Source organism: Rhizobium sp. BK418 (assembly GCF_004341105.1).
GTDB lineage: Bacteria > Pseudomonadota > Alphaproteobacteria > Rhizobiales > Rhizobiaceae > Rhizobium.
In genome coordinates this window covers 222,451-231,786 of sequence record NZ_SLZK01000003.1, presented here as the reverse complement: position 1 = coordinate 231,786, position 9,336 = coordinate 222,451, and the positions used below count along the sequence as shown (strand labels likewise).

13 protein-coding genes and 1 pseudogene are annotated in these 9,336 nt (G+C 59.1%); 4 read left to right on the top strand and 10 right to left on the bottom strand.

The genetic code is table 11. The features are described from left to right. The first annotated feature begins 1 nt into the window (after window position 1). Window positions 2–1,114: an ABC transporter permease gene (locus EV281_RS12655; protein ID WP_132653451.1), complete on the top strand. Its 1,113-nt coding sequence runs from the start codon at window positions 2–4 to the stop codon at window positions 1,112–1,114. A gap of 172 nt (window positions 1,115–1,286) precedes the next feature. Further along, window positions 1,287–1,682, top strand: a complete 396-nt coding sequence (locus EV281_RS12650; RefSeq protein ID WP_132653450.1) for a DUF1236 domain-containing protein — start codon at window positions 1,287–1,289, stop codon at window positions 1,680–1,682. A gap of 33 nt (window positions 1,683–1,715) precedes the next feature. On the opposite strand, the gene EV281_RS12645 is transcribed toward EV281_RS12650, so the two are convergent. The 5 genes and pseudogenes from EV281_RS12645 to EV281_RS12625 all read right to left on the bottom strand — a co-directional run bounded on the left by EV281_RS12645 (window position 1,716) and on the right by EV281_RS12625 (window position 5,274). Then, on the bottom strand, window positions 1,716–2,555 hold the full coding sequence (locus EV281_RS12645; protein WP_132653449.1) for an aspartyl/asparaginyl beta-hydroxylase domain-containing protein: 840 nt from the start codon (window positions 2,553–2,555) through the stop codon (window positions 1,716–1,718). 272 nt (window positions 2,556–2,827) lie between these two features. Beyond that, window positions 2,828–3,871 (bottom strand): Gfo/Idh/MocA family oxidoreductase, encoded by a 1,044-nt coding sequence (locus tag EV281_RS12640; RefSeq protein ID WP_132653448.1) that lies wholly within the window; start codon window positions 3,869–3,871, stop codon window positions 2,828–2,830. Between the two features lie 9 nt (window positions 3,872–3,880). After that, a pseudogene (locus EV281_RS12635) lies at window positions 3,881–4,083 on the bottom strand (trehalose utilization protein ThuA); the annotation flags it as partial. A 137-nt stretch (window positions 4,084–4,220) separates the two neighbouring features. Then, window positions 4,221–4,562, bottom strand: a complete 342-nt coding sequence (locus tag EV281_RS12630; RefSeq protein ID WP_132653447.1) for an SMR family transporter — start codon at window positions 4,560–4,562, stop codon at window positions 4,221–4,223. Between the two features lie 148 nt (window positions 4,563–4,710). Further along, window positions 4,711–5,274, bottom strand: a complete 564-nt coding sequence (locus tag EV281_RS12625) for a TetR/AcrR family transcriptional regulator (protein WP_132653446.1) — start codon at window positions 5,272–5,274, stop codon at window positions 4,711–4,713. Between the two features lie 157 nt (window positions 5,275–5,431). Between EV281_RS12625 and EV281_RS12620 the strand changes: the two genes are divergently transcribed. Then, window positions 5,432–5,821: a group II truncated hemoglobin gene (locus EV281_RS12620; RefSeq protein WP_132653445.1), complete on the top strand. Its 390-nt coding sequence runs from the start codon at window positions 5,432–5,434 to the stop codon at window positions 5,819–5,821. 2 nt (window positions 5,822–5,823) lie between these two features. After that, entirely contained in the window at window positions 5,824–6,195 is a 372-nt protein-coding gene (locus tag EV281_RS12615; RefSeq protein WP_132653444.1) for a DUF423 domain-containing protein, read from the top strand. Window positions 6,196–6,200: 5 nt separating this feature from the next. Here the strand turns inward: EV281_RS12615 and EV281_RS12610 are convergent, their stop codons facing one another. The 5 genes from EV281_RS12610 to EV281_RS12590 form a co-directional block, all read right to left on the bottom strand. Beyond that, on the bottom strand, window positions 6,201–6,515 hold the full coding sequence (locus tag EV281_RS12610) for an antibiotic biosynthesis monooxygenase (protein ID WP_132653443.1): 315 nt from the start codon (window positions 6,513–6,515) through the stop codon (window positions 6,201–6,203). A 10-nt stretch (window positions 6,516–6,525) separates the two neighbouring features. Further along, window positions 6,526–6,798, bottom strand: a complete 273-nt coding sequence (locus tag EV281_RS12605) for a hypothetical protein (protein WP_132653442.1) — start codon at window positions 6,796–6,798, stop codon at window positions 6,526–6,528. Next, entirely contained in the window at window positions 6,795–7,202 is a 408-nt protein-coding gene (locus EV281_RS12600) for a DUF2325 domain-containing protein (RefSeq protein ID WP_132653441.1), read from the bottom strand. The genes EV281_RS12605 and EV281_RS12600 overlap by 4 nt, the downstream gene beginning before the upstream one ends. Window positions 7,203–7,309: 107 nt before the next feature. Next, on the bottom strand, window positions 7,310–8,689 hold the full coding sequence (locus EV281_RS12595; protein ID WP_132653440.1) for an energy transducer TonB: 1,380 nt from the start codon (window positions 8,687–8,689) through the stop codon (window positions 7,310–7,312). A gap of 55 nt (window positions 8,690–8,744) precedes the next feature. Next, on the bottom strand, window positions 8,745–9,170 hold the full coding sequence (locus tag EV281_RS12590) for a hypothetical protein (RefSeq protein WP_132653439.1): 426 nt from the start codon (window positions 9,168–9,170) through the stop codon (window positions 8,745–8,747). Between the last annotated feature and the right edge of the window lie 166 nt (window positions 9,171–9,336).

The following is a 9,336-nucleotide window of genomic DNA, read 5'->3' as shown; positions in this document are numbered from 1 at the left end:
GATGTGGTGGACTCGCCTGAAAGCCCTCATGACAAAGGAACTGCTCGCCGTCCTGCGCGATCCCAAAGGGCGTTTCGTGCTCATTGTGCCGCCGGTCATGCAACTGCTCGTCTTTTCCTATGCCGCGACACTCGAGGTGCGCAACGTCGATGTCATGGTGCTGAACCGCGACAGCGGCCATTGGGGGCAGGAGCTGATCCAGCGCATCCAGGGCTCGCCGACATTCCGCCGCATCGAGACCGCCGATAACCAGACCGATATCCGCGAGGCGATCGATGGCCAGTCGGTCATTGCGGCAATCGAGATCGGCCCTGATTTCTCGCGCAATATCGAGGCAGGCATATCCGTCCCTCTGCAGATCATCCTTGACGGCCGCCGCTCCAATGCTTCGCAGATCGTTTCCGGCTATCTCACCCAGATCGGCATGACGCTCTCGGCGGAAACACCTGCCGGCCAACGCGCCATGGCAAAAACGGTGGCGACCGTACCTCGAAACTGGTTCAACGCCAACCTCACCTATCAATGGTTCATGGTGCCGAACCTGATCGCCAGCATAGCCCTCCTGATCGGCCTCATCGTCACCGCGCTCTCCATCGCCCGCGAACGGGAACTCGGCACGTTCGACCAACTGATGGTTTCGCCGCTGCGCGTCCATGAAATCCTGATCGGAAAGCTCATTCCGCCCATGATGATCGGCCTCTTCCACATGACGCTCTATATCTTGGCGGCGGTCTTCATCTTCGGAGTGCCGCTGCGCGGTTCGCTCTTGCTTCTGTACGGCAGTTCGATCTTCTACCTGGGTTCGGTAGCGGGCCTCGGTCTCTTCATCTCGGCGCTGTCGATGACACAGCAGCAGGCGATCCTCGGCGCTTTTCTGTTCATGGTGCCGGCCATGCTGCTTTCCGGTTTCGCGACGCCGATCGAGAACATGCCGGACTGGCTGCAGCCGGTGACGATCATCAATCCGCTGCGTTATTTCCTCATCATCGTCAAAGGCGTGTTCCTCAAGGATATCCCTGCGGACGAGGTATTGAACCAGACCGTCCCGCTGGCGCTGATTGCCTCGGCGACACTTGGCGCTGCCGCCTGGTTGTTCCGCCTAAGGCTGGAATAGCGCGTCACATTATATGAACCGAGCTCCCAAACCGTGACTCCCTAACGCTTCTCCGGCCGGAACATCGACAGGATCGGCTCGTTACTCCTATGCAAATTCCAGCAAGAGCGTGAAGTGACTTTCGCGCCGAAATTTCTGGAAAAACAAGGATATGGAATTAAGGAGAAGCAAAATGTACAAGATCATCCTCGTATCGAGTGCGCTTGCGCTCTCATCCCTGGCTACGAATGCGATGGCTGATGGAGCCGTGACCGGTGCTGCGGGCGGCGCTATCACCGGGGCTATCGTCGGCGGCCCGGTAGGCGCTGCAATTGGCGGCGTGGCCGGCGGTGTAGCCGGTGCGGTGGTCGATCCGCCGCCACGCGAGGTCGTGACCTATGTCGAACAGCAGCCGGCCCCGCCGTCATCAGTGGTGGTGCAGCAGCCGATCGTGGTCGGCAAGCCGCTGCCCGCAGATGTCCAGGTAATTCCGGTGCCGGATAATCCGCGCTATGCCTATACCGTCGTCAACAACCGCCATGTGATCGTCGAGCCGCAGACCCATCGTGTGGTTCAGGTGATCGAATAAAGGCAAGAGGCCCCGCTGCGGCGGGGCCTTTCCTTATGCGCGATTCCGCAAGGCTTCCGCCTGCGCATAAAACTTCTTTTCCCACTCCTTGTGATTATCGAGCCCTTCGCGGATGAACGGCGTGAAAATTGCAAGATTGAGCAGTATCCAGTTGATCAGCCGCGCCGGGAGTTTCAGCGGTTTGACGAAATCGACAAAGAGAACGACGCGTGTCTTGTCGGTATGGTTCCAGGCCTCATGTTCATAGGCGTCATCGAAGATCAGCGCCTTGCCTTCCTGCCAGTGGCAGATCTGGTCCTTGACGCGAATGGCGAGCTTGTCGGCGGGTTCCGGCACGATCATACCGAGATGCAGGCGCAGCACGCCATTATAGGGGCCGCGATGCGCCGGCAGATGTTTGCCGGGTTCGAAGATCGAAAACATTGCCGTCTTCAAACCTGGGATCTTCTGCACTGCCTTCCAGGTTTCCGGGCAGGCCTGGATATTCTGTTCCGACTTCACACCGAAGCCGACGAGGAAGAAGGTTTTCCAGCGGTTATCCTTGGAAATGGTCTGCACGTCGGTGGAGATTTCCTGGAAGCTCGGCAATTCGCTCTGGCGCACCAGCACGCGGTCGAGTTCCGCGCGGATCTGCGGCCAGGCCTTTTCGACATCGCTGGCCCAGGGGAAAACGGAGTTGTCATAGACGGGCGGATTGCCGAGTTTCGCATATTTGAAATTCAGGCCTTCGGCCCAGGCGACGATGCTCATGAAAAAGCGCGTGATCGCGCTCGGCCGATTTAAGGAGGCGATCCCGGCAGTTTCGAACTGCTGCGTCTCAGGAGCGGATGCCGGTTTTTGGGGAAGGGGCGTATTGGCGATACCGTCAGTCATGAGTCTTCCATTGCGGATTAGGGCGATTCCAGCAAAAAGTGCATAGCAGTTTTGCCTCCGGAATTGCGTCAAAACGAAGAAAATAGAGCGCTTCCGTGTTTCGAAGAAAAACGAAAATGCTCTTGGAAACGATACGGCCTTCCGCGCAGGAGCCCCCGCGTAGGCCATTGAATAAATATGGATAGTCCCAATGGCATCTCAAGTGCAGGCTTAGTGATCAAATGCCGCAGGATACCGCCTTGCAACAACACGGCGGCACCTTTTCGAATGGATTAGACCTTCAATTCGCGACGTTCGCGTTCAGTTACCATGGCAAGGTCGAGCACCTTCTGCAGGTTCGCCGCATGGCGGAAATTCGGATCATGCTGCGCGCCATTCGCGACGGCCTCGGCAAAACGCTGATAGTTGGTCGGAACCGGCGGCACCTCGACCGGCCGCCAAGTCGCCGTTTCCACGTCCTCACCGAGGCAGCCATGCAGTTCCGAACCGCTTGGGCGGTGGATGACCTCAAGGCTGCCCTTCTCGCCATAGATGCGCAGCTTCAGCTCGTTCAGGTGCCCGGTCGCCCAGCGGCTGGCATGAATGACGCCGAGCGCACCATTGGCAAAATCGACCGACATCGTGAAGCTGTCATTGGCGTCGAGCATATACTCGCCGATCTGGCCGCCCGGCGCCTTGTTGAAGGTCTTGAGCCGCGCAAAGACATGATCGATATCGGTTGCGGCGCCGTAGGCTGCGAAATCGAGGATATGGATGCCGACATCGCCGAGCACGCCGTTCGACCCGTGACCAGTAGACAAACGCCACAGCCATGTCGACTCCGTGCGCCAGTCGCCCCAGGCGCGCGAAACGAGCCAGCTCTGAAGATAGGAGGCCTCAACGTGCTTGATCGTACCGAGTTCGCCCGCCAGCACCATCTCGCGTGCACGCTGCAGCGGCGCGACATTGCGATAGGTGAGGTTGACCATATTGATGACGCCGGCAGCTTCAGCCGCTTCCGTCATCTCCAGCGCTTTCGGATAGTTTTCCGCGAGCGGCTTCTCACAAAGCACATGCTTGCCGGCCGCGATCAGCGCCATGGTCGTGGGGTGATGGATCCGGTCGGGCGTGATATTGGTCGCCGCATCGAACTCGCCCCAGGTGATCGCCTCCTCCAGCGTCAGAAACCGCTTCTCGATATTGAACTTATCGGCAAAGGCGGCAAGCCGGTCCCTATCCGTGTCGACGGCGCCGACCACGGTCACACCGTCCATATTCGCGAAATGGGCGAGCTGGTTTCTGGCCATCACGCCCGTACCAAGAACGAGTAGTCGCATGGATGCTCCTCAACGGTAACCGGCTTCGCCGGCCTGGTGCAGTCTCGGGCCGCGTTCGACATCGGCTCCAGGTTTTTTTCTATCGGCACATTTGGGGCATCGGTGATATCAGTCAACGCACGCTCGGGGTTATACGTCCAATCCACGCCATCGATCAGCACCTTCTGCAGGTTAGCCGCGTAGGTCGGGTAGGTTTCGTGGCCGGGGCGAAAAGCAGAATGCAAACCACCATGGAAAATGCCAGCGAAGCCGTTTCTCTCCCGTGTTCTACGAAGACATAGACTTTTACCGGCCCTTTGACAAAAGGGATTTTCCAGGCCCTCTTGGCGGGCAAAAATCGCTTTTCACATCAATGGGAAACGGATTTGGAGAACAGGTTGACGACGACCACGCCCGATATGATCAGACCGAGGCCGATGATGGCGGGCGTATCCAGCCGCTGCTTGAAAAACACGAGGCCGACAGAGGAAATCAGCACGATTCCCAAAGCGCTCCAAATCGCATAGGCAATGCCGACGGGAATATGCTTCAGCGTCAGCGACAGGCAATAGAAAGCCGCCGCGTAGCAGGCGACGACGAGCGCCGTCGGCCCGAGACGGGTGAACTGCTGGGAGAGTTGAAGTGCGGTCGTGCCGATAACTTCGAGCACGATGGCTGCAATGAGCAACCCATATACGGCAGCTGGATTCATCGCGGTATTCCTTCTCGAGCAACTCCAGCAAAAGTCTGGTGTGGAATTGCGTAAATTGAACTCCGGCAAAACTGGGAGGTGGTTTTGCATGCGGAGTTCCACGAAACAAAGAGATCGAGCATTCCAGAAAAACGGGGATGCTCCGGGCTTACTTGTGGGTCAGCTCGATGAGGCGGGCGATCAGGTCCCGCCTGAGAGTGCTGCTGATATCATGGCTTTCCAACGTATCCGCGAACCACAGACCGTCGGCGGCAAAACGCACGATCAATGTGTCGAGCGCGGAGTCGGTGCCGATATATTCCTCAGCCCTCGCCGCCACCCATTCGCGCCAGCGGTGGCGCAGCCGGGGTTCGGCCAGCAGAGCGATCGTCACCTGCGTCCAGCTTCTGGAATCGTCGGGACGATCCTTCAGCCCGGACACCGCCTGGAGATAGGCGCGGGAGAACCGGCCTTGCGGCAGCGGATCGCTGCGCATCAGTTCGTCTATATCGGCGTCGAACTTCTCCAGCAGGCCTTCGAACAAGGCGTCCAGCAGCGCATTCTTCGTGGGGAAATGATGCAGCAGGCCGCCCTTGCTGACACCTGACGCAGCCGAGACCGCATCGAGCGTGACAGCGCTCATGCCCTGCTCACCGGCAAGACGCGCCGCCACCTCCAGCAACTGCTGGCGCACGAGCACGGGTTGTTTCTTGCGATGATGAGCGTTTGACATGGAGCTATAAAGATACCGTCTGGACGGTTTGTCAAGGATATTCTGCTGGAGCCCCTACTCCACAAGGGATTATGCGCGAAATGCCGCGGTATTTTGATGACAGTTGCGATCCTTTTTGATCGGGTGCATGTAGGAACGGGTATTAAGGGATGGTTTCGTGCCTGAAGAGGTCATTACACTATACGAGGCGATCGGCGGCGATCCGACCGTTCGGGCGCTCACGCATCGTTTCTACGAACTGATGGATACGCTGCCGGAGGCGAGAAACGTGCGCGCCGTGCACCCGCCAAGCCTTGAAGGCAGCGAAGAGAAATTCTACGAATATATGACCGGCTATCTGGGCGGCCCGCCGCTCTACACCGATAAGCGAGGCCATCCCCGCCTGCGCAGCCGTCATTTCGTTGCCGAGATCGGCCCCGTCGAGCGCGACGAATGGCTGCTCTGCTTCCGCCAGGCAATGGATGAGACCATCGCCAGCCAGGCGCTGCGTAATCTCATCTGGGTGCCGGTGGAACGGCTCGCCCATCACATGCAGAACAAGGAATAGTCATGAGCCTGAACGCGCGTCTCGAGCCCGTGCTCTTCCTTTTTGCCGGTCTTTTCGGTCTTGCGGGCGTTGCCCTCGCCGCGCTTGCCGCCCATGGCGGCGGCGACGCGCATCTCGCCGCCTCGGCATCCGCCATGTGCCTTGCCCACGCCCCTGCCCTTCTGGCATTGGCGTTGAGTTCCGGCAAAATCAAAACCGCCTGGCTGGCCGGTTTGCTGATGATCGTCGGCACTTTGCTCTTTGCGGGCGATCTCGTCACCCTGCGCTTCACCGGCTCCGGCCTCTTCCCGTACGCAGCGCCGACCGGCGGATGGGCGATGATGCTGGGCTGGCTGGTCGTCTCAGCAAGCGCGTTCTGGCGGGCGCGAGCTTAAATCTCTTACATACCGTCCACGACGTTGAAGCCTTCGAAGACCGGCGACCCCTTGTACATCTCCCTGCGCTCCCCCGCATTGCGATGTGCAGCGCGGAAATTCTCCGACTTCGTCCAGTTCAGAAAGTCCTCTTCGCTGGCCCAGAGCGTGTGCGAGGAATAAAGCGTATAGCCTTCCTCCGTATTAGCCTTGCCGCCCAGCAGGCGGAATTCGACGAAGCCCGGAACCTGCGAGAGGCTGGAATCGCGATTGCGCCAGACGGTCTCGAAATCGCCCTCGGCACCGGCGGCAACCTTGAAGCGGTTCATCGCGATATACATAGAAAGTTCCTCACGCCTTTTTCCTGTTCGTCCGTCCCGCATAAAGCGGAAAGTCGACGATATTATTGCCATCGGCAGCATCCTCGCCAATGGGTCTTGCAGCCGCTTCGCCGGGCATGCGCGCCTCCCAGGCTGGAAACAGCACCACATCGGGATAACTGCGCCGACGCGCCGCATTTTGCAGGAAAATTTCGTAAAGCTCCGGTACAAGGCCATCGCCACTGCGAGCGGCAAGCTTGTGCAGGCCGATCATCGTGAATCCATCTAGGCGCCCATCATTCATCGGGAATTGTCTCGTTCGTTCATCGTCTGCAGCGCACGTTCAAGACTGGACTTGCTGCCGTTGCGCAGCGGAATGAAAGCCTTGCCGAACTTCTTGCAGCCGGTCTTCACACGCAGGCAGGCATCGTGGCTGATACAGTCGATGGGGCAGAACACGCAGTCGACGGAGGGAAGCACCGTATCGATGCGGGAGACGGCTTCGCGAAGCCCGCCGTCGTGATGGATGAGTTCGGCGCCGAAGCTGCTGGCGATCTGGCGAAGATGCGCCACCTGGCAATCGCGGCCGCCAACATAGAGGAAACTGCGGCCATCCAGCTTGGAGTGCCCCGATACGGTCTCCTGCGCCCCCTGGTCGGCCTGAACGCGGATCTCCCGGTTCGCCCCCTTCTTCCCCTTGCGAGCCATTTACCACCCGTTCGCTCGTTGATCGTCACACGATTCCTGCGTGTGCGGATGGACCTTATTAAACTTGATTTTTAGAGTAAAGTATAAAGTTGATTGTTTTTATCATATTATTCAATCGTGATTGGCAATGCGGTAAAACTCCTTGCGCCTCCGCCGGGAGTAGGACCAAACGGTGCAGCGCGTCTGATGGCATCGACAGCAAGCTGATCGATTTCGGCAACGCCGGATCCGTTAACGACGCGAACAGAAGTCAGCCCGCCGGCGCCATTCACCGAAAAGGCAACAACAACGGTACCTTCGACACCACGGGGTTTTCTGATCGCGCGGCGGATGCGGCTACGGACCTTCCCGTCGTAGTTGGCGTAAGCTGCGGTGCCGACCCCATTATTGTTGCCGGCAGCTTGTGAATTGCGGTCCGATTGAGCTGAGCGATCACCCTCCGCGACACCCCGTTGGGATTCCTGTTGCCCCTCACCGTTCGCACCCGCGGTCTTCTTCGGCGGAACCTTCTTCTCAACCGGTTTCGGCTTTTCCTGCGTCCTCACCTTTGGCTTTGGCATCCGCGTTACCGCCTTCTGCGGCGGCTCCGGCTCAGGCTGGACTTCGGCCGTTTCGACAGGCTTCATCTCCTGTGGAGTCTCTGCGACCTCTGGCTGAGTCTCAGCAGGCCGCGCCTCGGCCGGCTGGACCGCAGCCGGCTGTACGTCGGTGGGCGGCACTTCGGAAGGCTGCAGCTCCGATATGACCGTATCGACAGGCGCCGTCTGCTCCGGCACGATCATCGACATCGGCTGCACGACGGATTGTTCGGCTGGCACCTCGGAAACCAGAATTTCAGGTTCGACAGCCGCAGAAGTCTCCGGCGAAACGCGTGTTATTTCCGCAGCCGGCGCCCGCTGGACGGGGTCCTGTGTCTCGACGGGCACAGCTTCGGTTGGCTGTACTGTTTCCGGCTGGACTTCCGCCGTCGCCGTTTCCGTCGGCCGGATCGTATCGGGCTCAACGGCCTCTGCTACGATCTCTTCCTGAACGGTCGTTTCCGTTTCGCCGACCGCCGTCTGATCGACATCGGAGTCGCCATACATCACGACATTGACGGCCTGTCCCGCCTCCTTAATCCCCTCCTCGGGCGCCTTCGGGAAAGCGACGATGAGCACAGTCGCCAATGCCGCATGGAAGATCAGCGAGCAAATGCAGATGACCGTCAGCCGGCGCCGCACCGGCGCCTTCTCGCCTTCCTGTTTCTCCGCCGCCGCATCCATCGGTGGCGGAGCGAGAGAAGATGCCGGCGCGGCCTCCGGATGATCAGGGAAGGAAGAGATCTGCGCGAAACGCGCATAATGAATAACCTGCTCGCCGGCTGGCTGCCGCTGCGCATTGCGCAGGTCGGACAGCTCGTGCCCGGGATTGTTGTCGTTCAGGCTATCGTCAGCACCCGCCTCCTCGATGAGCACGTGTCTCGATCTGGACTTCGCTGAAATCGCCATTTTGCGCCTCGGACAGCGTGAAACATGCGTGCCGGGTTTCATCCCGGCCTGGACCTTAGCCTTCGAAGGGAACTGTTGTCTGCGAACGGGTCACCAGACCCTTCATGCATTCACCGGCGGCCGGCCCGTCGCAGACCGGCGTGTCGTTGATCAGAACGCGCGTGACCGTCTCGCACTTGACACCAGGCATATCGAACTGGCGTACCCGCTTCTTGCCCTGCGGCAGATCGCGAAAATCGAGCACGGTGATGCGGTCGACGGCATTATTGTCATTGAAGAAGGCGAGCTCGAAGGAGACCTTGTTGATCGGCGTCGCCAGATTGTTCTCGGCAACAAAGGTCATCATGCAGCCCTTCTGCGAGGGCGCCAGCGCATTGAGCTCGACATCGAGCTTGGCCGCCGCATCCTGCGCATAAGCCTGTGCAACGCCCGGAATCGAAAACAGCACACCAACCGCAAACGCAGCAAACCGACCTGTCATTATCGCCTCTCCAAAAGCTAATCGACCACCGCCAAAGCGGCTTCAAAACAGCGCGGCCAAAAACTTGACTGTTTCTGTCTTCAATTATTGCGTCTTTAAAAAATTATGAGTATCAGAGTCAAGATAATTGTAGGCAGGCCGGGGCTCTTCCCCCGCATCACGGAAT

Bases quoted from the DNA above. Each gene is read 5' to 3' on its own strand.
- EV281_RS12645 (WP_132653449.1), bottom strand. From the start codon at position 2,555: ATGACTGACGGTATCGCCAATACGCCCCTTCCCCAAAAACCGGCATCC.
- EV281_RS12610 (WP_132653443.1), bottom strand. From the start codon at position 6,515: ATGTATATCGCGATGAACCGCTTCAAGGTTGCCGCCGGTGCCGAGGGC.
- EV281_RS12600 (WP_132653441.1), bottom strand. From the start codon at position 7,202: ATGGCTCGCAAGGGGAAGAAGGGGGCGAACCGGGAGATCCGCGTTCAG.
- EV281_RS12625 (WP_132653446.1), bottom strand. From the start codon at position 5,274: ATGTCAAACGCTCATCATCGCAAGAAACAACCCGTGCTCGTGCGCCAG.
- EV281_RS12615 (WP_132653444.1), top strand. From the start codon at position 5,824: ATGAGCCTGAACGCGCGTCTCGAGCCCGTGCTCTTCCTTTTTGCCGGT.
- EV281_RS12655 (WP_132653451.1), top strand. From the start codon at position 2: ATGTGGTGGACTCGCCTGAAAGCCCTCATGACAAAGGAACTGCTCGCC.
- EV281_RS12640 (WP_132653448.1), bottom strand. From the start codon at position 3,871: ATGCGACTACTCGTTCTTGGTACGGGCGTGATGGCCAGAAACCAGCTC.
- EV281_RS12595 (WP_132653440.1), bottom strand. From the start codon at position 8,689: ATGGCGATTTCAGCGAAGTCCAGATCGAGACACGTGCTCATCGAGGAG.
- EV281_RS12590 (WP_132653439.1), bottom strand. From the start codon at position 9,170: ATGACAGGTCGGTTTGCTGCGTTTGCGGTTGGTGTGCTGTTTTCGATT.
- EV281_RS12605 (WP_132653442.1), bottom strand. From the start codon at position 6,798: ATGAATGATGGGCGCCTAGATGGATTCACGATGATCGGCCTGCACAAG.
- EV281_RS12630 (WP_132653447.1), bottom strand. From the start codon at position 4,562: ATGAATCCAGCTGCCGTATATGGGTTGCTCATTGCAGCCATCGTGCTC.
- EV281_RS12650 (WP_132653450.1), top strand. From the start codon at position 1,287: ATGTACAAGATCATCCTCGTATCGAGTGCGCTTGCGCTCTCATCCCTG.